We start from the raw sequence: 22,100 nt of genomic DNA, 5'->3' as shown, positions 1-22,100 counted from the left end.
AACGCATGACATGGCAGCATCGTTTTGCCAGAGTGAGAGCGCGACCGAGCGGCGCCGAGGTGAGCATGGGGCGACGCCCGTCCCACGGCGACGATGCGGAAGGATAGGCGCTCGAGCAACGACGGCAGCGGCGCGAGCGACCGGCCGAAAGGCGGTAGCCTGCGGACCAACTACAGGGGCCCGGAAGCGCCGCCAATTGAAAACAGACTAGACATAGGGGCTACGCCGGTGGATTTCAATGTCGTTGACCGTCCCGAGACGCTGGTGGCGGGCACAGTACTTCGCAGCCCGGCGCTCGCGGTCGAGGGGCCACGCCGCGCGAAGGTGGAGGAAGCGTGGAAACGCATCCTCTCGCGCCGCCTACCGGGACCCCCGACCACCGCCTATGTCGACCACGCGCCGGAGATCAACTCGTATCTGACCCACATCGTCGGCTACCGCTGCCGCAGCCTCGACGACCTGCTGCCCGGCGATGTGCTGGCCAGGGTGCCCGCCGGTCGCTTCGCCCGTTTCATCGCCAGCGGCGACGATCTCGGCGATACGATCGTCAGCATTTGGCGGGCGGTGTGGGATGCCGAGGCGGCGGGCCGTCTGGTGCGTTCCTATTCCGGCGATTGGGAGCACTATCCCGACGACCGCACCGCCGAGGTCTTCGTGGCGCTGGCCGACGAACCGAGCGACGGGTAGGGACAGAGCAGTGGATTTCGAGATCGTCACCCTGGACGAAGGTCTGGTCGCCGGACTGACCATCCCGCTGGCAGGCCGTGAGGTGGCCGCCCGCGACCTGGACCTGGTGAATTTCACCTGGGACCGCTACCTCGCCAGGGAGAAGAACGTGCCGCGCGTCGCGGCCTACATCGGCCAGAACGACCACGCCGTCGCCGTCCTCGGCTACGAGGTCGCTTCGCTGGACGACCTGGATCAGGGCGACGTCGTGACCCGCATCCCGCACGGCCGCTACGCGAAGTTCGTCGTCTCCGACAAGCCCTACGACCTGCTGCGCACCGCGTGGGCGCAGGTCGCCAAGGCCGAGAGCGCCGGCATCATCACCCGCTCCCACACCGCCGAGATCGAGCGCTACACCGGCCCGACCTCCGTCGAGGTCTACGTCTCCCTGGACTGAGAACGAAACGCGAAAAGCCGGTCGGAGAGCGATTCTCCGACCGGCTTCCCTCATCGATGAGCGGAAGAACTACTCCGCGCCGATGATGAACGCTTCGAGCTGGGCGCGGGCGACGTCGTCCGCGAGCTGCTGCGGCGGGGACTTCATCAGGTAGGCCGAGGCCGGGATGACGGGGCCGCCGATGCCGCGGTCCTTGGCGATCTTGGCCGCGCGCACCGCGTCGATGATGATGCCCGCGGAGTTGGGCGAGTCCCACACCTCGAGCTTGTACTCCAGGTTCAGCGGCACGTCGCCGAAGGCGCGACCCTCGAGGCGCACGTAGGCCCACTTGCGGTCGTCGAGCCAGCCGACGTGGTCGGACGGGCCGATGTGCACGTCGTTGGCGCCGAGCTCCTTCTTCAGGTTGCTGGTGACGGCCTGGGTCTTGGAGATCTTCTTCGACTCCAGGCGCTCGCGCTCGAGCATGTTCTTGAAGTCCATGTTGCCGCCGACGTTGAGCTGCATGGTGCGGTCGAGCTGCACGCCGCGATCCTCGAACAGCTTGGCCATCACGCGGTGGGTGATGGTCGCGCCGACCTGGCTCTTGATGTCGTCACCGACGATCGGGACGCCCGCGTCCACGAACTTCTGCGCCCACACCGGGTCGGAGGCGATGAACACCGGAAGCGCGTTGACGAAGGCGACGCCCGCGTCGAGGGCGCACTGAGCGTAGAACTTGTCCGCCTCTTCCGAGCCCACCGGCAGGTAGGACACCAGGACGTCGACCTTCGCGTCCTTCAGGGCCTGCACCACGTCGACCGGCTCGGCCTCGGAGAGCTCGATGGTCTGCGCGTAGTACTTGCCGATGCCGTCGAGCGTCGGCCCGCGCTGCACGACAACGTCGGACGGGGGTACGTCGGAGATCTTGATGGTGTTGTTCTCGCTGGCGAAGATCGCCTCGGCGAGGTCGAAACCGACCTTCTTGGCGTCCACGTCGAACGCGGCGACGAACTTGACGTCGCGGACGTGGTACGGGCCGAACTTGACGTGCATCAGACCGGGCACGGTCGAGGTCTCGTCCGCGTCCTTGTAGTACTGCACGCCCTGGACCAAGGAGGAAGCGCAGTTGCCCACGCCCACGATGGCCACGCGAACTTCGGTGGCGTTCTCAGCCGTCTTGATGTCACTCATGGCCGATGGTTCCCTCTTTCTGTGGTGCCGCCTTCGTTGATTGCTCCGCCGCAATCAACTCGTTGAGCCAGCGCACTTCGCGCTCGCTTGATTCCAGACCGAGTTGGTGGAGCTGGCGGGTGTAGCGATCCAGCGACCCGCTGGCCCGTTTGATCGCCTCCCGCAATCCCTCTCGGCGCTCCTCGACCTGCCGGCGCCTGCCCTCCAGGATCCGCATCCGCGCTTCCGCGGGGGTGCGGCTGAAGAACGCCAGGTGGACGCCGAAGCCGTCGTCGGTGTAGTTCTGCGGTCCGGTGTCGGCGAGGAGCTCGGTGAAGCGCTCCCGCCCCGCCGGCGTCAGCTGATAGACCCGCCGCGCCCGGCGCATGGTGACGCCTGCGACGTTCTCCTCCGCGATCAGCCCGTCCGCCTGCATGCGCCGCAGCGTCGGATAGAGCGACCCGTAGGAGAAGGCGCGAAACGGCCCGAGCAGACCCGTCAGCCGCTTGCGCAGCTCGTAACCGTGCATGGGCGCTTCGAGGAGCAGCCCGAGAATTGCCAGCTCGAGCATCGGGCGTCACCCCCTGACTGTTGTGCAGACCTAACCGATGGATGCGACTTCCGAGTATATCGCGCCGATATAACCGGGCACAGCGATGGGCGATATATGGAGTGAGTGCGCAGGTCAGCGACCGGGCGGGCGGACTTCCAGCGGCTCGCCGTCGAACAGCACGGTCATGAACCCGCTCTCGTCGACCTCGTTGCGGACGAAGATCTGCAGGCGCGGTTGCGCGTTCTTCGCGGCTTCGCGCTCGATGCTCACGTGCGAGATCGGACTGCCCGGCAGCAGCAACGACTGCGGTGCGCCCGCGAGCAGCCGGGAGACGACCGGCAGGTCGATGGTGGCCAGGTCGACGGTCGGGGTGTCGAGCTTGCGCGCCTGCGAACTGCTGGACGGGTCGAAATCACCGTCGAAGTGGAAGTACTGCGATCGGTTGTTCACGTTGCGGTAGAAGATCGCGTACCGCGGATACACGGTGAGATCGTCGACGACCGTGTCGCCGAACTCGGCACGGTACCGATCGATGAAGTAGGCCAGGCCGGGTCCGGTGGTCAGGTCCGGCAGCGGGTCGGCGGCGACGCGATCGACACCCCCGCGCCCGACGCATCCGACGAGCGCGCCGAACAGCGCGGCCGCGAGCAGGATCGCCGCGGGCAGCCACCACCCGCGGCCGCGACCGCCGCGCACGACGGGCGCGTCGACCAGATCGCCGGGAATTTGCAGATCGGCGATCAGCTTGTCCAGTTCCCCGAACGACTTCGCTCGCATGGCCGCCTGTGTGCGGGTGGTGTGCTCGCTTTCGGTGAGCTGTCCGTCGGCGAGTGCGGCGTCGAGCAGTCCGCAGACGTCGGCGCGATCGGTGTCGCGCGCCCGCAGCCGGGCCGTGTTCGACGCCATCACCGCGCGCCCCGGTTCATCGGACCTCCCAGACCTTCAGCACCTCGCCCGCGGGCGTGAGCTGGACGCGGCCGTACTGGCCGCGCTCGTTGTGCACGCGAATCTCGACCAGCGGCCTGCCCGGCGCGGTGCCGGAATCGTCGACGGAGAAGTCGATCGAGTCGACGACGCCGTCGGGCACTTTCGTCAGCGCGGGCGCGTTTGCGAGCGCCTTGCCGATCGCCTCGACGTCGAGGATTGCCAGGTCCACCGTGCGGGTGTCGGCCCTTCGCGTCGTGATGATGTCGTTCGGCCGCTGGAATCCGCCCCAGTAATTCCAGTCGGCGGACCACTGCGGGCCCTCCGGCGCGATTCGCCGCACCGTGGCGAAATTCCGGTGCAGCGCGAGCTCGTCGACGACGGTGTCACCGAACTTCTCGCGATACCGGTCGCGGAACAGCGTCATGCCCGCCACCGTGTTGAGCTCGGGCGTCGGCAGCACCAAGGGCTGCACCGGGTTCGGATCGATCGTCTGCCGAGACGTCGCCGCCACCCGCGCGTCGTCGCTGCCCGCCAGGAAGTAGCCCGCCCATACGCCGAGCACCGCCGTGACGCCGACGGCGGCGCGGAACAAGAGCCGACGGCGGGAGCGCGGCGGAGTCGGCGACGGCTCGGCGGCGCGCTGCAAGTCCGAGACCAATTCCGCCAGCTCGCCGAGTGTTTTCGCCGCCGAGGCGAGTTCGGTCGCCGCCTCGTGTTCCTCGGCGGTGAGCTGGCCGTCGCCGAGCGCGTCGTCCAGGACGTGAATGGTGTTGGCGCGATCGACATTTCGCGCCCGGATGTGACCGGCGTAACCCGCACGGGATCGGCCACGCCGCAAGGGTTTCCGCGTCGCACCGCGCGGTGTCAGATCGCGGGCAGCCGCTGGAACCTGGAGATCGACCGTCAACCGGGCCAGCTCACCGAGGGTTTTCGCCTTGGCGGCCTTAGCGGTCCGCTCGCGATACTCCTCGCCCCCGAGTTGCCCCTCCGCGTAGGCGGCGTCCAATACCCCGCACGCATGGACCCGATCGATATCTCGCGCTCGCATGCGCCCGTCATTCCCGGTGGACACCACCGAATCGTAGACGGCCCCGACCCCCGCCGCGCCCCGTTCCACCGGCGGAATTCGAACCGGCGGAGGGCGGTGCACCGCATCGACCGACGGCATGTGAATGCGCGCGAAGCCGCACGGACCGAGACGCCCGCGCCCGCACCCCGCTACTCTGGTTGGCGTGCGAATTCAGCGGCAGGTGGTCGACTACGCGCTCCGGCGCCGGTCGCTGCTGGCTGACGTCTATGCGGGCCGGGTCGATGTCGCCGAGGTGTGTGATGCAAATCCCTATCTCCTGCGTGCGGCGAAGTTCCACGGTCGGGGGAGCGAGGTCACGTGCCCTATCTGCCGGAAAGAACAGCTCACCCTCGTATCCTGGGTCTACGGCGACGGCCTGGGACCGGTAGCTGGTTCGGCTCGCACACCCGAGGAGCTCACGCGCCTCGCCGAGACTCGCGAGGAGTTCTCGGTTCATGTCGTCGAGGTATGCCGGAGCTGCAGCTGGAATCATCTGGTGCAGTCCTACGTGCTCGGCAACGCCCCGGCGCCCACGCGTCGCCGTACGGGTACCCGAGCGAACCGACGTACCGCCGCCGAGTGATGTGCCTGGTCATCTGCCAGTTGGGTGACACGCGGAGCCAACACGTGTCCGCTGCGGTGCCCGTGACCGCACCGAACCAGCCTGACCGATACGAGTTATGGAGATCTTGTCAGTGAATTCGCCTTACGAGACTTCCCCCTACGGCGATGAACCGCACGGCGGCCGCACTCAGCGAAGTTCACAACCGGCTCCGAACCCGTCACCAGGCCAGCGCCAGGCGCCGCCGCCAGGTTTCCGTCCGCTACCGCCACCGGGCGCTCCGCGGCAGGGTGGCCCGCGTCCCGGCGGTCCGCAGGGTGGCCCCATGGGTGGCGCGCGCGGCCCGCAGCCGCCGCATCGTCCCGGACCGCCGCCGCAGGGTCGTCCCCCGCAAGGTCGTCCCCCGCAGGGCCGCCCGCCTGAGGGTCGTCCGCCTGAGGGTCGTCCGCAGCCGCCCGGCGGCGCGGCGGGCGCTACCCAGCGCATTCAGCGGCCCGGCCAGAATCCGCAGGGCGCGCCCCGGCCGAGCTCGCTGAGCGAGGCGGTCGCCGAGCGCGACCGGCGGTCCGGTCCGAGCGCCGCCGTCCGTCCCGCGGGCGCGCGGCCGAACACCGGCCAGCGGCCCGCGATCGACCGCGACCGTCGGCCGAACGGTCCGATCACCGGTGAGCGCCGCGCCCAGTCGGGTCAGCCGCCCTCGGGTCCGCCGCCGCGCCGCAACGGCGGCGGTGACGGTGGTTCCGGCGGCGCGGGCAAGCGGCCCGGCGCGAAGCGGATTCCGTGGAAGCTGATCCGCCGGACCCTCTACGTGTGCATGGCCCTCGCGATCGTGGTGCCGAGCGCCGTCTTCCTCGTCGCCTACACCACGGTGTCGGTGCCGCAGCCCGGCGACCTGAAGACCAACCAGGTCGCGATGATCTACGCCAGCGACGGCAGCACGGTGCTGAGCAAGGTGGTTCCGCCGCAGGGCAACCGCACCGACGTGACCATCGAGCAGATCCCGCCGCACGTGCGCAACGCCGTCATCGCGGCCGAGGACCGGGACTTCTACACCAACCCCGGCTTCTCGATCTCCGGTTTCGTGCGCGCAGCCCGCGACAACATCATGGGCAAGGAGAGCGCGGGCGGTGGTTCGACGATCACCCAGCAGTACGTGAAGAACGCGCTGGTCGGTGACGAACGCTCGCTGACCCGAAAGATGCACGAGCTGGTCATCTCGGCGAAGATGGCGCGGCAGTGGAGCAAGGACGAGATCCTCGCCGCCTATCTGAACACCATCTACTTCGGTCGCGGCGCGTACGGCATCGACGCGGCGTCCAAGGCCTACTTCAGCAAGCCGGTGCAGGATCTGACCGTCGCCGAGGGCGCGGTGCTCGCCGCCACCATCCAGCTGCCGTCGCTGCTGGATCCGGAGAAGAACCCGGAGGGCGCCAAGACCCGCTGGAACTACGTGCTCGACGGCATGGTCGACGGTGGCAACCTGAAGCCCGCCGACCGGCAGGGCATGCAGTACCCGCAGGTGACCCCCGTCGCGCAGACCCAGGACAAGACGCTGGATTCCGGACCCGAAGGCCTGATCAAGACCCGGGTGCTCGAGGAGCTTTCGGCGGCGGGCATCAGCGAGCAGCAGCTCAACACCGCCGGTCTGCAGATCACCACGACCATCGATCCGAAGGCCCAGCAGGCCGCGGTCGACGCCGCGACGAGCAAGATGCAAGGCGAGCCCGAGCAGCTGCGGACCGCGGTGGTGTCGATCGATCCGCGCACCGGCGCGGTGCGCGCCTACTACGGCGGCACCGACGGCCAGGGCTACGACTTCGCCAACGCGCCGCTGCAGACCGGTTCCTCGTTCAAGGTGGTCGGCTTGGCCGCGAACCTGGAACAGGGCATCCCGCTCTCGCAGATGTACGACAGCTCGCCGCTGACGGTGAACGGCATCAAGATCACCAACGTGGAGGGCGAGTCCTGCGGCATGTGCACCATCGCCGAGTCGCTGAAGCGTTCGCTGAACACCAGCTTCTATCGCATGCAGCTGGACATGGGCAACGGTCCGAGGAAGATCGCGGACATGGGCCACAAGCTCGGCATCCCCGAGGAGCTGCCCGGCGTCGGCAAGACGCTGTCGGAACCGGACGGCTCCGGCCCGAACAACGGCATCGTGCTCGGCCAGTACCAGGCCCGTCCGCTGGACATGGCCTCCGCCTACGCCACGCTCGCCGCGTCCGGCGTGTACCACCAGCCGCACTTCGTGCAGCGGGTGGTGACCGCCGACGGCCAGGTGCTGCTCGATCGCGGTGACGTCGCTGGGGAACAGCGCGTCTCTGCCGCCGTCGCCGACAACGTGACCGCGGCGATGAAGCCGATCGCGGCGTACTCGCGCAACCACGGCTTGGCCGGTGGTCGCGAGTCGGCGTCCAAGACCGGTACCGCCCAGCTCGGTGACACCGGCGAGAACAAGGACGCCTGGATGGTCGGCTACACCCCGTCGCTGTCCACCGCGGTCTGGGTCGGCAGCGTCGACAACTCGCCGCTGCGCAACTACGCGGGCGCCATGATCTACGGTTCCAGCCTGCCTTCGGACATCTGGAAGGCGACCATGGACGGCGCGCTGCAGGGCACGCCGACCGAGACCTTCCCGAAGCCCGCGCCGATCAAGGGCCAGGCGGGTGTCCCGGAGTGGACCGCGCCGTACACCCCGCCGTCGACCGTCGACGCGCCGGTGCCGCCGGTGGTGATCGCGCCGACCCAGGTGGAGATCCTGCCCGGCATCACCATCCCGGTCCCCGGCGTTCAGCCAAACCCGCAGACACAGCAACGCCCGCAGCAGCGTGAGCAGGATCCGGGCCCGCTGCCCGGCCAGCCGGTCGCCCCGACCGGCGGCGGCTCACCGACACAAACGGGCACGCCGCGTCCGGGCGGTACCGGAAACGGCGGGGGCGGAGCAGGCGACAGCGGCGAGGAAGAGGGCTCGAGCCCCCAGCCCACCCGCAGCCGCTAGTCGAGAGCTCGAAACCGAAGAGGCCGCCCGGACATCCTCCGGGCGGCCTCGCTTTTTATCGGACCTATTAGGCTCGGGTTTCGTGACCGATCAGCAAGTGGTGGACGTGCGGACGGGAGAGGCCGCGCGCTCCGGCGGGGGCTCTGGTGGCGGGACACACTACGCGGCGCCCGCGCCGCTGGCACCGGACCTGCGCTCGGCCGACGCGCGGGATCGCCCGAGCCGCAACGATTCCCTCGCCGCGCAGTTGAGCACTGTCGTCGGCGGGCCGGTGGGCGATCACGCGCTGATCGGCCGGGTCCGGTTCTGGACACCGCTGCGGGTGATCTTCGCCTGCACGGTGATCTTCCTGGCGCTGGGCTGGGCGACCAAGGCGGGCTGCATCCAGCAGACCGACGCGGGCGACGGCACGCTGACGCTGGACTGGAACAACGGCCGCCAGTACGTGGCGATGTGCTATTCGGACACCGTGCCGCTGTACGGCGCCGAACGCCTGGACGAGGGCGCGTTCCCGTACAAGAAGGCCTGGGTCGAGCAGACACCTGACGGCGGCCGCGAGACCCGATACATGGAATACCCGGTGCTCTCGGGCCTGTACCAGTACGTGTCCATGCAGATCGCCAAGACCTGGGACGCGCTGCCGCTGCCCGGTGCGCTGCAAGTGGTCATCTACTTCAACGTCGTCGCGTTCGGCCTCGCCCTCGGCTGGCTGGTCACCGTGTGGGCCTCTGCGCTGCTCGCCGGACGCCGGATCTGGGACGCGGCGCTCATCGCGTGCTCGCCGCTGGTGATCGTGCACGCGTTCACCAACTTCGACGCACTCGCGACCGCCTTCGCCGCCACCGGCCTGCTGGCCTGGGCGCGGCGCAGGCCGGTGCTCGCCGGTGTGCTGCTCGGGCTCGGCGGCGCGGCGAAGCTCTATCCGCTGCTGCTGCTCGGCCCGATCGTGGTGCTGTGTCTGCGGGTCGATCCGATGCACCGGGTGCCGAGCGCCCGGCTCGGGCTGCGGATGCGCGATATCGACGGGTGGCGCGCCGCGCTGACCTGGGTGCGCGAAACCCCGTACCGCATCCAGTTCTTCGGCTTCCGTCCGCTCGGCGCGGCCATCGTGGCGGTGGCGGCCGCGGCGGGCACCTGGCTGGCGGTGAATCTGCCGATCGCGGTGCTGTATCCGAACGGCTGGCGCGAGTTCTTCCGGCTCAACACCACCAGGCACGCCGACCCGGACTCCATCTACAACGTGATCACCTCGTTCACCGGCTGGACCGGATTCGACGGCGAACTCGACCACGGCGAGGCGCCGACCGTGCTGAACGCGGTCTCGCTGCTGCTGTTCGTGCTCGCCTGCGCCGCGATCGCCTACATCGCGCTGACCGCGCCGCGCCGCCCGCGCCTTGCGCAGCTCTGCTTCCTGGTGGTCGCGGCGTTCCTGCTCACCAACAAGGTGTGGAGCCCGCAGTATTCGCTGTGGCTGGTGCCGCTCGCCGTGCTCGCACTGCCGCACCGCCGAATCCTGTTGGCCTGGATGACGATCGACGCGCTCGTCTGGGTGCCGCGCATGTTCTACTACCTCGGCCTCGACCGCAAGGGTCTGCCCGAGCAGTGGTTCACCGGGACCGTCGTCCTGCGCGACCTCGCGGTGCTCGGGCTCTGCGCGCTGATCGTCTGGCAGATCTACCGGCCGGGCGAGGACCTGGTGCGCCGCGATTTCGTCGACGACCCGGCGGGCGGCGTCATCGACCGCAGCGCCGACCCGCTACTCCCCTGGCTGCCGGAACCATTGCGCCCCAGAAGAGTTCCCGCCCGCACCGGCTGACCGCCACCGCACCGCTACAAGCCGACGCGCCACCGTAGTGGTCGACGCGCCACCGCCACGACCCACACCGCAACGGCCGCCCCGCAATCGACGACCATGCACCGCTGTGGTCGACTCGCGCCGCGGCAACCATCGCACCGGTTCGCCCGCACAGCCGTCCGCCGCCGCGGGCGAAACCGCTCGCGACCTACTCCGAACGCAGCAGCTTGGCCGCGCGGTCCGGGTCGCGCGGCAGCAGATCCAACTCCAACTGCCAGGCGCTGCCGGTCCACGGATCGAACAGCGGGGTGTCCTCCACGGTCGGCAGGTGGCGGCAGGCCTGCGACAGCGCCGCGACGGTGCCGTCCGGCGATTCGGATTCGTCGCTGCCGACGATCACGATGGACAGTCCGATCAGATCGCCGCGCAGGGTCAGCGCCGTGATGCGCTGGGCGTCGGAGGCCTGGTACCCGTGCGGGAAGTCGGCGGCGAGCAGTACCCGATGCTCGACGGGTGGCGTGAAAGCTCCACTGTTGTAAGCCATTTCGGCCAGTTCGGCTGCGTCGACGAGGGCTTGCAGCCGCGCCGAGATCTCGTCGTGGTCGGTGATCGGCGGCCCGTTCAGCACCGGTCCGAGCGGCGCGAGCAGTCCGGTGAACGCGCCGGTCAGGTCGATGGCATCGATGCGGGTGCGCTTGCCGGGATCGGACGCGAGGAGCCGGGCAAGCAGCGCGCCGACCACCGGGACGACCGCCGCCGAATGCTCGGTGTCGATCCACAGCGGCCTGGTCAGCGGCACCGGTACGCAGTACGGGATGCGCAGCGGTCCGCGTTCGATCGCGTACAGCTCACCGAGTCGGATGCCGTCGCTCGGCTTGGCGCTGCCCTCCCAGGCCGGTGACGACCAAGAGGCCAGCGCGGGCGGCAGCAACCGGTCGGCCTCGGCGAGTTCGCGCATCAGATGTTCGCTGTCGCGCCGATGATTGGCCTCGGCGACCCCGACGAGCTCGTCGCTGCGGCGTTGCGCCTCTTGGCGTTTGACCTCGGCGACCGGGGTGTTCCTGGTCGCGGGGTCGGAGACCGCGGCGGAGAGTTCCTCGTCCAGCCGTTTCGCCGCGTAGTCCCGTGCCGAGATGAGCGCGGCGGCCGAGCGGGCCGCGTCCTCGAAGATCATCCACAACCGTTCCAGGCCGTGCGACACCTCCTGCGCGGGAGCGCCGGTCGGATGCTGGGCCTGCTGCGGTCCGGCGATGGCGTCGCGGTCGCCCGCCGGGTGCGGTGCGTGTGCCGCGGCATCCGGTCCGCCGGACACCTCGACGCCGTGCGCCGGCAGCAGCACCGGCAGCCCGCCCGCGTAACCCTGGCCGACGGCGCGCACCTTCCACGCGTCCCCGCGCCGATAGACCTCGAGGCAGATCAACGCCGCCTCCCCCGCCGCGGGCGCGATCGCGAATTCCGCTGTGACCGTGCCGTTCTCGGCGAGCGATGCGGTCACGGGCCCGAGCTCGCCGCCGCCGGGCGCGGCGGGATCGGCGCTCACCACCAGCAGCACCGCCTTGGCGTCGGCGCGCACCCCTTCGAGGGTGATGCGCACCTCGTCGCCGTCCAGCGCGACGCCGCCGGTGCTCGGCTGGTTGTAGAAGACGAAGTCCGACGCGTCGAACACGCGCAGGTTCTCCGCCACCACCAGCGCGGAAACATCCAGCGCCGCATCGGCTTTCGCCCCGAACCGAAGCACATCGCCGGTCAGCGGGATGTTCTGGCCCGCCTTCAGTTGAATCACGTTGTCCGCCATGCTCTTCGCGCGTACCCCCGGTGAGCCCGCCTCAGAGGAAGCGGCCCAGCTGGGGAATCGCCTCGCCGGGATGTTTGGCCTGGAAGCCCTCGCCGAGCGCCTGCATCTTCCAGTCGGCGCCGACCCGGAACACCTTCGCCATCGCCATCGCGGTGAACGCCATGCCGCCCGCCATGGTGTAGCGAGCCAGCTCGGCGTTGTTGGAGCCGTCGACGAGGCGGCAGAACGCGTTGCGCACCTGCTCGAAGGTGTGGCCCTTGTAGGAGGTCACGATGAACACCAGCGAGGTGATGTGCGCCGGAATCCTGGTCAGGTCGACCAGGATGACCTCGTCGTCACCCTCGCCCTCACCGGTCAGGTTGTCGCCCTGGTGGCGCACCGAGCCGTCCTTGGAGGACAGCTGACCGTAGTAGGCGTAGTCGGCCGGGTTGCCGTCGGCGAACATGATCACCGAGGCGTCCAGGTCGATGTCGACCGTGCGGTTGCCGAACATGCCGCGGGTCTGCACCGGATCCCAGCCGAGCCCCATCTTCACGAAGGTCAGCGCCTGGCCGCCCTCCTTGCGCAGCGTGACGCGCTGGCCCTTCTGCAGGCTGACCGGGCGGTCCTTGCTCAGGCTCACCTCGCCGGTCGACTGCGCCGCGGGCTGTGGCGCGGTAGCCGGTCCGGGCGGCGGCGGGTAGCCACCGCCGGTCGGCGGCGTGTACCCGGGGCCGGACGGCGGCGGGTACGACGAGCCGGTGGACGCGTACTGCGGCGACTGCTGGGCCGGGGCAGTCTGCTGCGGGTAATGCGTCGGCGGCGCCTGCTGGGTCGAGGGCGCCTCGTCGACGGTCACGCCGTGATCGGTGACCAGCGCCGCGAAACCACCGGCGTAGCCCTGGCCGACGGCGCGCACCTTCCAGGAGCCCTGGCGGCGGTACAGCTCGAGCGCGATCACGATGGACTCGGTGTCGAGCCCGTCGATCCGGTACTCGTACAACGGATTACCGCCCGCGTCGGAGACGATGGCGACCGGCGGCGCGGTCCTGCCGAAATTGCTGGAGGCGTCGTCGAGGGTGATCACCGCGCGAATCTGGTCGATATCGGCGGGCACCGAATTCAGCGACACGGCGAGCGAGGCCGGTTGCCCGGAAGGTGCGGGCTGCAGGTTGACGCCGGGGCCGTTGGGCTGGTTGAAGAAGACGAAGTCCGCGTCCGAGCGGACCTTGCCCCGCTCGGTCACCAGCAGTGCGGACAGGTCCGCCGGTGCCGACAGCTGGACGGAGATCACCACATCGTTGGTGGCCAGCGGGCCGTTCTGGCCCTTGGCGAGTGTTGCGGACAAGGTCGACCCTTCGCTTGTCGGTGCGTACGGTTGCCACTCTACGAGAAACGGCCCGGCCACCGCCGAAGTAAACGCCGCGCGGGGCGTTGCGAATCGCGCGTGTCCATTACAGTGACCGCTGGCAGCGGAACGTGACGACGACCCATGTTCCGATAACGCGACAGCAGGGCAAACTCCCAGATGGCACAACTTTTCGAACAGTCGAAGAAGGTGGTCGAGGCCCACCTCGCCGGAACGAGCGTCCGTGCGATCGCCGGGTCGATGATCGCCTACGAAGGAAACGTGCAGTTCAAGGCCGCCGGATTCGGCGGAGGCGACGGCGTGCTCGCAGGCCTCAAGCGGCGCGCCACCGGCGAGAAGCTGTCGCTGATGGAATGCGGCGGGAACGGCAGGGTCTTCTTCGCGGTGAACGGCCAGCACGTGTCGGTGGTGAACCTGAACGGCGAGACGCTGCAGGTGGAATCGCAGCAGCTGCTCGCCTTCGCCGGGAATCTGCGCACCGACGTGCGTTTCGCGGGCTTGCGCGGCGCGTCCACCGGGGCGGGGCTGTTCACCACCACGGTCACCGGCCAGGGACAGGTCGCGCTGCTCTCCGCGGGCGGCCCGCTGATCCATCTGGAGGTGTCGCCGCAGTATCCCCTGGTGGTCGATCCGGACGCGTTCGTCGCCGCGCAGGGCAATCTGAACCAGTCCTTCGTCACCGATGTCTCGTGGCGGACCGTGGTGGGTCAGGATGCGGGCGAGGCGTTCTCGCTGCGCTGGGAAGGCCAAGGCGTCGTGTTGATCCAGCCTGCGGAACGGTAAGGGGCCCTGCGATGTTCGAGAAAGTCAACAGCAAGGTCGTCAAGGTCGACGTCGGCATGGCGGGCGGCGTCGTCGCGCGCAGCGGCGCGATGCTGTATTACAGCGGAGATGTTTCCTTTGCGCCGCACCAGATTCCGGGCGCGCAGGGCATGGGCGGCGGCGGGCTGATGGGCATGGCGGGCCGCATGATGGCGGGCGAGCACGAGCGGACCATGCTCGCGCAGGGCAACGGCCAGGTGCACTACGGCTTCGCGGGGCTCGAGGTGCACGTCGTGCAGATGCAGCCCGGCGCGTCGCTGCGGGTGGAAGCCTCACGGCTGCTTGCCAATACGGCCGGATTGCAGAGTTCGATCGTCTCCGTGGCGAGTTCCGGCGGCGGTGGTGGCGGCGGTCTGATGGGCGCGCTGCGCGGCGCCGCCTCCGGTGCGCTGACCGGGCAGGGCATGTTCACCACCCAGCTGTCCGGGCACGGCGCGGCGGTGCTGCTCGCGCACGGCGGATTCCTGGAACTGCAAGTGGGCGGGCCGAATCCGATCGTGGTCGACCCGCAGGCGTTCGTCGCCGCGTACGGCAATGTGCAGACCGAACTGAAGACCGCGCTGAGCTGGCGTGACGCGGTCGGGCGCGGCTCCGGCGAGGCGATGCAATTGCATTGCGTCGGACAGGGTGTCGTCTACGTGCAAGCCTCCGAAGAGAAGTTGTGACCATGGCCCAGATCCTGAACCCGATGACGCTCGGCGAAAGCGACAACATCCCGGGCAACAGCTACGCCTACTGCATCGACCTCAACAAGCCGTGGTTCATGCGCAAGGGCGCGATGATCGCCTACTACGGCCAGATGAACTTCCAGCTGCTCACCCACGGCCTGCACGGCGGGCTGATGCACATGGTGTCGCAGCAGTTCTCGGCGCCGCTGTTCACCAACGACTACGTCGTCGCCGAGGGCCACGGCAAGCTGATCATCGGCGACCGCGGCTACGACATCAATTCCTTCGATCTCGACGACGGCAACCTCACCATCCGCGCGGCCAACCTGCTCGCCTTCGAGCCCGGTCTCGCGCTGAAGCAGTCGATCGTGCCCGGGTTCCTCACCCTGATCGGCACCGGCAAGTTCCTCGCCTCCTCCAACGGCCCGGTGATCTTCGCCGAACCGCCGCTGCGGGTGGACCCGGAATCGCTGGTCGGCTGGGCCGACTGCCCCTCCCCCAGCCACCACTACGACCACCAGTGGGTCTCCAGCTTCCTGGCGGCGGGCGCGGCGCGCTTCGGCGTGAACTCCGGCGAGGAGCGGCAATTCGATTTCACCGGCGCCGGAACGGTACTCATCCAGTCCAGCGAGAAAGTCATGAGCGACTCGGTGCTCGTGCGCACCATCGAGGGCCAGTTGCAGAGCGGCGTCACCGTCGGCGGCCTGCAACGCCTCCAGGGTGTGATCGCCCAGCAGCTCGCGGGTCAGCAGCAGCACTACTGATCTCACGGACCGAAGTGACCGTTGAGGCCCGTCGGATGCAGCGTATCCGTCAGACGTCGGTTCGGTGCAGTCGACACCTGAGACCCGCGCCACGCCCGGCATGGCTGTTACGCTGCACTCCAGCTCAGACGTATTGATTAAGTGCGTGTTTCAAGTGGTATCGGACGCGGAGTCTCGGCGTCCGGATGAAGCATCGGCTGCGAGCGATCAGCCGGGGAGTCGTCGAAGAGAAGGGGTGGGGTAGGTAGAGATGGAGACCATGCCCGGGCCGCGTTCACCTTCTCGCCGAGGTGGATCTGTGGTGCTTGGTCCATCGGCTGGTGATGGCCACCAAGGGCCGCCCGTCATTGTCGACTATTGAGCGATCTGTCGAGCAACCGAAGCAATGGTGATCCGATGCTGACGGGCCGTAAGTACATGCTGCAGCTCACTCCGGAGCAGGCCGAGTTCGCCGAGACGGTCGGCGCGATCTGCCGGTCGGTGTGGAACACCGCGCTGCAACAGCGCCGCGAGTACCGCCGACGAGGCGCGTGGATCAACTACAACGAGCAAGCTGGGCAGCTCGCGGACGCGAAAACCGAGCACGAATGGCTGAAGGGCGCCCCGTCGCATGTGTTGCAGCAAACCATTATGGACCTGGACCGGGCCTGCCGGGAGCATGGCACGTTCCGGGTGAGGTGGCGTTCTGCGCGTCGTTGGTTGCCGTCGTTCCGGTTTCCTGACCCAAAACAGATCACCGTGGAACGGCTCGGCAAAAGATGGGGCCGGGTGAAGTTGCCCAAGTTCGGTTGGATTCGGTTGCGCTGGTCACGCGGAGTGGGCGGAGCGGTGCGTTCAGCGACGATGTCTTGGGACGGTGTCGGCTGGTACATCTCGTTTCTCGTCGAGGACGGCCGCACCACACGGGACAGGCATGCCAGCACCACAGCTGTGGGCGTGGATCGTGGCGTGAGGGTGGCTGTTGCGGTATCGGACGCAACGATGTGGGACCGCGAATTCTGCACGCCGGGCGAGGTTGCCCGATATAGACGGTTGCAACAGAAACTCGCCAGGCAGCAGAAGAGTAGTGCGAACCGGTGCAAGACCATCATCGCTATGCGGACAATCCGGCGGCGTGAGCGCAACCGCCGGGCAGATTTCTGTGCGTGGACCGCGAACCAGCTTGCCACCCGGCACAGCCTGGTCGCCATCGAGGACCTGCGCACCAGGAACATGACCGCCTCGGCCAAGGGCACCATCGAGCACCCTGGCATCCGGGTCAGACAGAAGGCCGGTCTGAACCGCAGCATTCTGGACAAGGGCTGGCATGCCTTCGAGCGGGCCCTGATGAGTGTGTCCCGCTACACGGGCACCCGCGTTGTAAAAGTCCCTGCCGCGTACACGTCGCAACGCTGCTCGGCGTGCGGCAGCGTGGACCCGGGAAGCCGTGAGAGCCAAGCGGTGTTCCGGTGCACCACCTGCGGGCACAGCGAACATGCGGACGTGAACGCAGCGAAGAACATTCTGGCGGACGGGCTGTCCGTGTCAGCCTGTGGAGACCTCGCCGTTGGGCGGTCGATGAAGCAGGAACCAGGTGGGAACCCGCGAGGTACTACCACCCAACCTCGGCCTAGGCAGGTTGGAATCCCACAGCTTCAGCCGTGGGAAAGGACGTCAAGAACCAGTTGATGATTTCTTCGCCCGCGAGGATGCCGGTGGCGCGGGTGATGGTGAGGTTGGGGCTGGTCCAGTTGAGTTGTTCGAGTTCGCCGTGCCGCGGGCGGATGGCGGAGTCGGCGGCGCGCAGCATTTCGGCGTCGAGTGCGCCGTCGCCTGCGGCGAAAGTCTTGGCTACGTCGGTGAGTTCGCCGGATTCCAGCAGGCGGCGGCGCACCTCGGCGACCGCGACGCTCTTGCACACCGACTGCGGCATCGTGTAGATCTTGCGGCCCTGCTGGGATGCCGACCAGCCGCGCTCACGGCACCAGGCGTCCCATTCGGCGAGGAAGCCATCGGGCACCGCCTTGGGCTTGACCACCAGGTAGCAGAAGAGATGGTCGGCGACGCGGAACTTGGTCACCCAGGAGTCATCGATCCTGGCGCGTAGCTCCGCACTCACCTCCGAAAGGGTGGCGCCGCTCTGGCGCACTTTCACGTCGATGTCGATGCGCCAGCGCATATCCGGGACGCCGTCGACCAGGATGTTGCCGCCGTTGCTCGTGATCGCGTAGCGCCAGGGCGCCCCGGGTAGTCGAATCCGGTTGAACTGCTTGATGGTCCGGGTCGTCGTCGGGATGACGGCCGCCGGTTGGGTGAGCGTCTGCATGCGCAGCGCCGCGGCCGTCGTCATGAACGACAGCGGCGCGCCCTCCAGATGTTCGACGCACACCATCGGCACCTCCGAGGCGGTGCTGAAAGCGTTGCGCGAGTAGATCATCGTGCGGTCGAGATCGGTGGCGACTAGCGCTTGTCTTCGTGGTCTTACCAATAGCATCTACTTCGGTACTTCCTTGATCAATCCCATGCACGAGTACGCCAGGTCGGGGACGACCTCGACGGGCACACCGCGCGCGGCGGCGAGCATCCGAATGTGCGCGTGCTCGGGGGCGTCGGCCTCGCGGACCAGCACCCGCCACGGCACGCGGCGCAGCAGCACCCGGGTGGTCTCACCGACCCCCGGCTTCACGAAATTCACACTGGCGATGCCGTACTCGGCGCGCACCTTCTCCACCGAGGACCAGCCGGTCCAGGTGGGAGTCCGGTCCGAGCCGAGCACCGCGGCCAGCTCGGCGGGCACGCGTGGGCGCACCGCCTCGAAGGCGCCGGTGACGGCGTCGAGCAAGCGACCGGAGACGTCGTCGGCCGCCAGTTCGCGATAGAACTTCGCGCCGTGGAAGTCTCCGGGCCCGATGAGCGTGTCGTTCAGGACCGTGCGCGAAATCAAGCCCGACACCGTGGAATTCAGGCAGGCCGAGGCGATCAGGAAATCGTCGCGGGTGCCGTAGGTGCGCACGCAGTGCCCGGGATCGGCGAGCACGGCGAGTTCGTCGTCGAATCGCGCGCCACCCGCCGCGTGATAGGCGTCGAGCGCCTCGGTGAGCTCCTTGGTGATCGCGCCCTTGCCGGTCCAGCCGTCGACGAACACCACCGACGCCGGATCATGGTGCTCGGCAAGGTAATCCAGCGCGACGGCATCGATGCCGCGATCGCGCACGATGGAGACCGCGTAGTGCGGCACGTTCAGGCTGGGCAGCCCGTCGCCGCGGCCCGAGCGCAACCAGCGCTTCATCAGGATGCCCACCGGCGTCCCCGCGCGCGCGAGCGACACCAACACGATGTCCTCGCCCCGCTCGGCGACCACGAGTTCGGCGACGGTGCCCACGGCCAGCGCAAGCCGCTCGGCGCTCTCGGCGAGCACCTCGTCGAACAGACTCCGGTAGGCGGCATCCGGCTGGTACTCGATCGGCAGCGATTCCGCGTAGTGCGCGACGCCCGCTTGGATGCGGCGCTCCCGCTCGGCGATGTCGGCCTCGAGGTCGGCGTCGGACAGATCCTTCAGCAGCCAGGAGACCTCGTCGGCCGCGTACGAACCGAACTCCGGCCCGTACAGCGGCGCGGGTAGCGGCAACTCCTCGGTCGCCACCGGCGTCGTCTCGGTTCGCATCACGCGGTTCGTCTCGACCTCCCTGTCCGTAGCCGCCGACGCATGGAGAACCGCGCGCCGCTCGCTGTCCAACTTACGCGGATCGGCGCCCGGCACGACCGCTACCAGCACGTCCGCGCCGGAAGCGGTGAGGACGTCGACCAAACCGCCGTCCGCGAGCAGCTCCGGCGTGTCGGCGGGCGGGTCGAGCACCACGACGAGGACCGGGTTCGTTTCGCTCGGTCCGTCGCCCGATACTGCGTCGCCCGACAGCTGGTCGTCGCGCGCAGTCCACACGTCCGCAGGTGCCGCGTCGTCCAGCTCCGGCACGCCGTCGCCCTCGATCCGCACGCCTTCCCGCTCGGCGCGCTTGCCCGCGGCCCGCGCATGGTCGCGGGAATCCTGCGCGCCCTCAGCCGCGATCCGCACGCCGTCCGACGCCCCGCGCCCGCGCTCGCCCGCAGCCTGGGCATCGTCGCCCGCGGCCGACACGTCGTCGGCGGTGAACGGGTGTCGCGCCGTCAGCTCGCGCAGCTCCGCATCGAAATCCTGCGGCCAGCAGGCGTTGTAGAGATAGCGCGGCGCTTCCGCATCGGGTTCCGGTGCGAGGAAACGGAATCCGCGCCGCAGCGGGTACCCCGGCTCGTCCAGCACGTAGGCGGGTGAGCGCGTGGTGGTCTGATACCTGGTCGGGATGCCCGACTCGGCCAGCGCCGCGGCCAACCGGAGCGGCAGGTACATCAGTTCCTCGTGCCCCAGCACGATGACCGGGCGGTCCGGCGCGTCAACGGCCAGGCGGGCGGACAGCACCGTTGCCGCCGCGGCGACGGCGGATTCGAAAGCCGCGGTGTCGGAATCGAGTATCCCGTGCCGTCCGCCTTCGGGCACCGAGTCGGGCCAGGGCAGTTCGATGCGACCGAACGAACCCCGCTGCTCAGCAACGGGATTCAGCTCGGGATCGGGCATCGACGTGACGGCATCGGTGAGGCCGTCGGGCAGCTTCGTCAATCCCGAAGCCAGGCACACGGTGTCGATGCGAGCACCGAGTTCGGCCGCGGCGCTCTCGAATCGAGCCCGGTCCTCCTCGGTACGCATGTCCACCAGCGAAGCGAGCACGTAGTGCGAACGCGGCGAGAACCCGTGCAGCGCGCGCACCGCGTCGATCGCCGTAGCGCCGGTGGAGATCTCGTCGTCGACCAGCACGAGCGGCAGGTCGTTGCGGAAGATCTCGGCGGGCGCGGGTTGCAGCAGGTGTGAGGTGGCGTGCGAGTGCCCCTCCTCGAAACCGGCCAGCGTCTCGGCCTCCGGCACGTCGCGGCGCGTCGAATGCAGGTAGCACCGCGCGCCGATCCGTGCCGCGACCGCGTGGCCGAGACCCGTTGCGGTCTCGGCGAATCCGAGCACGACAGCCTGCGCCGATTCGCCCGCACGCTCGTCGAGGACGGCGCGCACCAGATCACCGAGCCGGTTGCCCGCGTCGAGCACCACCCGCGGATCGGTGGGCAGATGCTTGCCGAGCACCGTCGAGACAAGCAGGTGCGCCCGGCGCGGATTGCGCCGCAGACCGGGTTCGATCAGCATCTCGATCGACAGCTCGGCGGGCAGCACGCCGTCGGAACTCGTGCCGTGACAAGACAGATGATGCAGTTCGATACCGAGTGTTCGCGTCGCCCAGGGCCCACTCATACCTTCACCATCGCCGTGAGCAGATCCACGAAAGAAACTCCCTTGTTCGCCACACCGAACACCCGCGCCCGCAGCAGCGTCTGCCGAGCCCAACTGCGGTGTGGCCGCATCTCGTTCATCTTGTTGCGGTAACCCGAGGCCGCCACCCCACCCACGTCGACCTGAAGGATGTCGAGCGCGTCGGAGTACTCCTCGTGCGACACCACCGACAGCGCGTGCACCGCCGCGACGTGCGAGGGGTGGATGACCGTCTTGCCCTGGATGCCGTTGGCGCGGTCCAGGGTGATCTCGCGCAGCAGTCCGTCCAGATCCCGGCTGACCAGGTACTGCCGGAACGGCACCGCGTCGGACTCCTCGAACGGCGCGGTGCGCAGCAGCGGCCGGAACATCCGCTCGTGATCGGCGAAGTACTCCCACACCGGTCCGGTGATCACGAAGCCGGTGCCGTCGGCGCGGCCGAGGTAGTTCACGATGTCGGCGATGACGTCGGCGACGACGCGCACGTCGTAGATGGTCAGGTCGCGGTCGCGGCGGATGCCGAAGGTCGAGCACATGTCGGTGGCGCCGACCCGCACCGCGAGGACCCGTTCCCGGTGCTCGGCCAGCATGGCCGCGATGTTCGTCAGCTCCTGATCGCGGGTCTGACGGTGCACGAGGGCGGCCGACTCGAGGACCGGCATGCCGTAGAGCGGCCGAGCCAAACTTTCGGCCGCCGCTTCCAGCGCGTCCAGATAGGCGCGGCCGGTGGAGCTGTCGAACTTCGGGAAGACGAAGCCGGTCAGCGCGGGCGCGCCCGCCCCGAGTTGGTCGACGATCTCGCCGATGGCGCTCGCCTCGCGCACGCGAATGAACAGCAGCGGGTTGGGGTCCGAGCTGGCCGCCAGTTCCCCGAGCGCGTCGACGGCCTGCTTCTTCGCGAGCTCCACCTCGTCGTCGGCGACGGCGTCCTCGAGGTCGATCACCATCGAGCAGACGCCGCGGTCGGCGCGGCGCCGGATGGTCTCGGCGAGATCGGGTCTGGTGGCAGGCGCGTACAAGGTCGCGCCGAGTCCGTACGCGAGCAGATCCCGGTCGGTGTGCTCACCGAACGGTTCGGGCTGGCGGTGGAAGAGATGTCTGGCGTCGGGGCCTTGCAGCTGCCGAAAGTGGCGCAGCGGCAGTCGCTTCCGCAGGGATACTTCCTGCTGGACGGCGACGGGAGCGGTCATCGGTGCTCCGT

General features: G+C 68.7%; 18 protein-coding genes. 9 read left to right on the top strand and 9 right to left on the bottom strand.

Annotated elements, in window-relative coordinates; genetic code table 11:
* The first annotated feature begins 228 nt into the window (after positions 1-228).
* Both NAM01S_RS18290 and NAM01S_RS18285 read left to right on the top strand, forming a co-directional pair.
* Positions 229-687: a GyrI-like domain-containing protein gene (locus NAM01S_RS18290; RefSeq protein WP_067786843.1), complete on the top strand. Its 459-nt coding sequence runs from the start codon at positions 229-231 to the stop codon at positions 685-687.
* A gap of 10 nt (positions 688-697) precedes the next feature.
* A complete protein-coding gene (locus tag NAM01S_RS18285) occupies positions 698-1,123 on the top strand; it encodes a GyrI-like domain-containing protein (protein ID WP_067786841.1) in 426 nt (141 codons plus the stop codon).
* A 69-nt stretch (positions 1,124-1,192) separates the two neighbouring features.
* Here the strand turns inward: NAM01S_RS18285 and NAM01S_RS18280 are convergent, their stop codons facing one another.
* The 4 genes from NAM01S_RS18280 to NAM01S_RS35765 all read right to left on the bottom strand — a co-directional run bounded on the left by NAM01S_RS18280 (position 1,193) and on the right by NAM01S_RS35765 (position 4,824).
* A complete protein-coding gene (locus NAM01S_RS18280; protein WP_067786839.1) occupies positions 1,193-2,293 on the bottom strand; it encodes an inositol-3-phosphate synthase in 1,101 nt (366 codons plus the stop codon).
* Positions 2,286-2,843: a PadR family transcriptional regulator gene (locus tag NAM01S_RS18275; protein WP_067786837.1), complete on the bottom strand. Its 558-nt coding sequence runs from the start codon at positions 2,841-2,843 to the stop codon at positions 2,286-2,288. The genes NAM01S_RS18280 and NAM01S_RS18275 overlap by 8 nt, the downstream gene beginning before the upstream one ends.
* A gap of 114 nt (positions 2,844-2,957) precedes the next feature.
* Entirely contained in the window at positions 2,958-3,731 is a 774-nt protein-coding gene (locus tag NAM01S_RS18270) for a DUF1707 SHOCT-like domain-containing protein (protein ID WP_067786835.1), read from the bottom strand.
* 16 nt (positions 3,732-3,747) lie between these two features.
* The gene (locus NAM01S_RS35765) at positions 3,748-4,824 is read right to left on the bottom strand and encodes a DUF1707 SHOCT-like domain-containing protein (RefSeq protein WP_169810870.1); all 1,077 of its coding nucleotides are present in this window, start codon (positions 4,822-4,824) and stop codon (positions 3,748-3,750) included.
* Between the two features lie 100 nt (positions 4,825-4,924).
* Between NAM01S_RS35765 and NAM01S_RS18260 the strand changes: the two genes are divergently transcribed.
* The 3 genes from NAM01S_RS18260 (at position 4,925) to NAM01S_RS18250 (ending at position 10,197) form a co-directional block, all read left to right on the top strand.
* Positions 4,925-5,404 (top strand): DUF5318 domain-containing protein, encoded by a 480-nt coding sequence (locus NAM01S_RS18260; RefSeq protein ID WP_253799354.1) that lies wholly within the window; start codon positions 4,925-4,927, stop codon positions 5,402-5,404.
* Positions 5,405-6,041: 637 nt separating this feature from the next.
* Positions 6,042-8,381 carry a transglycosylase domain-containing protein gene (locus NAM01S_RS18255; protein WP_372511729.1) on the top strand — a complete coding sequence of 780 codons (2,340 nt, stop codon included), beginning with the start codon at positions 6,042-6,044 and terminating at the stop codon, positions 8,379-8,381.
* 106 nt (positions 8,382-8,487) lie between these two features.
* Positions 8,488-10,197 (top strand): glycosyltransferase family 87 protein, encoded by a 1,710-nt coding sequence (locus NAM01S_RS18250; protein ID WP_253799357.1) that lies wholly within the window; start codon positions 8,488-8,490, stop codon positions 10,195-10,197.
* A 187-nt stretch (positions 10,198-10,384) separates the two neighbouring features.
* Here NAM01S_RS18250 and NAM01S_RS18245 read toward each other — a convergent pair whose 3' ends face one another.
* On the bottom strand, positions 10,385-11,959 hold the full coding sequence (locus NAM01S_RS18245) for a TerD family protein (protein ID WP_084483059.1): 1,575 nt from the start codon (positions 11,957-11,959) through the stop codon (positions 10,385-10,387).
* Positions 11,960-12,002: 43 nt separating this feature from the next.
* Positions 12,003-13,298: a TerD family protein gene (locus tag NAM01S_RS18240; protein ID WP_067786829.1), complete on the bottom strand. Its 1,296-nt coding sequence runs from the start codon at positions 13,296-13,298 to the stop codon at positions 12,003-12,005.
* Between the two features lie 180 nt (positions 13,299-13,478).
* Between NAM01S_RS18240 and NAM01S_RS18235 the strand changes: the two genes are divergently transcribed.
* The 4 genes from NAM01S_RS18235 to NAM01S_RS18220 all read left to right on the top strand — a co-directional run bounded on the left by NAM01S_RS18235 (position 13,479) and on the right by NAM01S_RS18220 (position 17,241).
* Positions 13,479-14,102: an AIM24 family protein gene (locus tag NAM01S_RS18235; protein WP_067786826.1), complete on the top strand. Its 624-nt coding sequence runs from the start codon at positions 13,479-13,481 to the stop codon at positions 14,100-14,102.
* A gap of 11 nt (positions 14,103-14,113) precedes the next feature.
* A complete protein-coding gene (locus NAM01S_RS18230; RefSeq protein WP_067786824.1) occupies positions 14,114-14,806 on the top strand; it encodes an AIM24 family protein in 693 nt (230 codons plus the stop codon).
* A gap of 2 nt (positions 14,807-14,808) precedes the next feature.
* Positions 14,809-15,573: an AIM24 family protein gene (locus NAM01S_RS18225; RefSeq protein WP_067786822.1), complete on the top strand. Its 765-nt coding sequence runs from the start codon at positions 14,809-14,811 to the stop codon at positions 15,571-15,573.
* Positions 15,574-15,930: 357 nt separating this feature from the next.
* Entirely contained in the window at positions 15,931-17,241 is a 1,311-nt protein-coding gene (locus NAM01S_RS18220) for an RNA-guided endonuclease InsQ/TnpB family protein (RefSeq protein ID WP_253799352.1), read from the top strand.
* On the opposite strand, the gene NAM01S_RS18215 is transcribed toward NAM01S_RS18220, so the two are convergent.
* The 3 genes from NAM01S_RS18215 to NAM01S_RS18205 are packed head-to-tail and all read right to left on the bottom strand — an operon-like array spanning position 17,183 to position 22,089.
* Positions 17,183-17,989 (bottom strand): HAD family hydrolase, encoded by an 807-nt coding sequence (locus NAM01S_RS18215; RefSeq protein ID WP_253799350.1) that lies wholly within the window; start codon positions 17,987-17,989, stop codon positions 17,183-17,185. The genes NAM01S_RS18220 and NAM01S_RS18215 overlap by 59 nt on opposite strands.
* 57 nt (positions 17,990-18,046) lie before the next feature.
* Positions 18,047-20,881, bottom strand: a complete 2,835-nt coding sequence (locus NAM01S_RS34115; protein WP_084483043.1) for a phosphoribosyltransferase domain-containing protein — start codon at positions 20,879-20,881, stop codon at positions 18,047-18,049.
* The gene (locus NAM01S_RS18205; RefSeq protein WP_157107783.1) at positions 20,878-22,089 is read right to left on the bottom strand and encodes an HpcH/HpaI aldolase/citrate lyase family protein; all 1,212 of its coding nucleotides are present in this window, start codon (positions 22,087-22,089) and stop codon (positions 20,878-20,880) included. The genes NAM01S_RS34115 and NAM01S_RS18205 overlap by 4 nt, the downstream gene beginning before the upstream one ends.
* Between the last annotated feature and the right edge of the window lie 11 nt (positions 22,090-22,100).

This window comes from Nocardia amikacinitolerans NBRC 108937 (genome assembly GCF_001612615.1).
GTDB lineage: Bacteria > Actinomycetota > Actinomycetes > Mycobacteriales > Mycobacteriaceae > Nocardia > Nocardia amikacinitolerans.
The sequence above is the reverse complement of the archived record's forward strand: the minus strand, read 5'-3'. Positions and strand labels throughout refer to the sequence as shown.

Coding starts and splice junctions, on each gene's coding strand:
- NAM01S_RS18215 (WP_253799350.1), bottom strand. CDS start 17,989: ATGATCTACTCGCGCAACGCTTTCAGCACCGCCTCGGAGGTGCCGATG.
- NAM01S_RS18270 (WP_067786835.1), bottom strand. CDS start 3,731: ATGGCGTCGAACACGGCCCGGCTGCGGGCGCGCGACACCGATCGCGCC.
- NAM01S_RS34115 (WP_084483043.1), bottom strand. CDS start 20,881: ATGAGTGGGCCCTGGGCGACGCGAACACTCGGTATCGAACTGCATCAT.
- NAM01S_RS18280 (WP_067786839.1), bottom strand. CDS start 2,293: ATGAGTGACATCAAGACGGCTGAGAACGCCACCGAAGTTCGCGTGGCC.
- NAM01S_RS18230 (WP_067786824.1), top strand. CDS start 14,114: ATGTTCGAGAAAGTCAACAGCAAGGTCGTCAAGGTCGACGTCGGCATG.
- NAM01S_RS18275 (WP_067786837.1), bottom strand. CDS start 2,843: ATGCTCGAGCTGGCAATTCTCGGGCTGCTCCTCGAAGCGCCCATGCAC.
- NAM01S_RS18205 (WP_157107783.1), bottom strand. CDS start 22,089: ATGACCGCTCCCGTCGCCGTCCAGCAGGAAGTATCCCTGCGGAAGCGA.
- NAM01S_RS18235 (WP_067786826.1), top strand. CDS start 13,479: ATGGCACAACTTTTCGAACAGTCGAAGAAGGTGGTCGAGGCCCACCTC.
- NAM01S_RS18225 (WP_067786822.1), top strand. CDS start 14,809: ATGGCCCAGATCCTGAACCCGATGACGCTCGGCGAAAGCGACAACATC.
- NAM01S_RS18260 (WP_253799354.1), top strand. CDS start 4,925: ATGCGCGCGAAGCCGCACGGACCGAGACGCCCGCGCCCGCACCCCGCT.